This window comes from Streptomyces sp. SID12501, assembly GCF_010550245.1.
In the GTDB taxonomy this organism is placed as follows: domain Bacteria; phylum Actinomycetota; class Actinomycetes; order Streptomycetales; family Streptomycetaceae; genus Streptomyces.
Genome location: NZ_JAAGLU010000719.1, coordinates 1 through 430 on the forward strand (window position 1 = coordinate 1; position 430 = coordinate 430).

The following is a 430-nucleotide window of genomic DNA, read 5'->3' on the forward strand; positions in this document are numbered from 1 at the left end:
CGGCAGCCGCTGCGCGCCAGGGTGCGGGCCATCCGGTCGACCGGGGCGTGCGGCTCGACGGGCAGGTAGGCGGCACCGGCCTTGAGGATGCCGATGACGGAGGCGAGCCACTCCAGGTTGCGTTCGGTGACGACGGCCACCACCGCCTCGGGCCCCAGGTCCCGGGCGAGCAGCGCGTGCGCGATCCGGTTGGCCCGGGCGTTGAGCTCGCCGTACGTCCAGCTCCGGCCGGCGTGCACGACGGCGGTCTCCGCGGGGCGGGCGGCGGCCTGTGCCTCGAACAGTTCGTGGAAGCGCCGGTCGGGCAGTTCCCGCACCGGCCCGGCCAGTTCGTGGACCTGGAAGCGGTACTCGGCCTCGGAGAGCAGTCCCCGGTCGTGGACGCCGGCGTCGGGTCCGGCCACCAGTTGTTCCAGCGCGGTGAGGTAGT

The 430-nt window shown here is 74.4% G+C and carries 1 protein-coding gene; it reads right to left on the reverse strand.

Annotated features, from left to right (window positions below; genetic code table 11):
* Positions 1-404, reverse strand: a 404-nt coding sequence (locus G3I71_RS48090) for an AMP-binding protein (protein WP_343243312.1), incomplete at its 3' end; no start/stop codon positions are given.
* Positions 405-430: the final 26 nt, after the last annotated feature.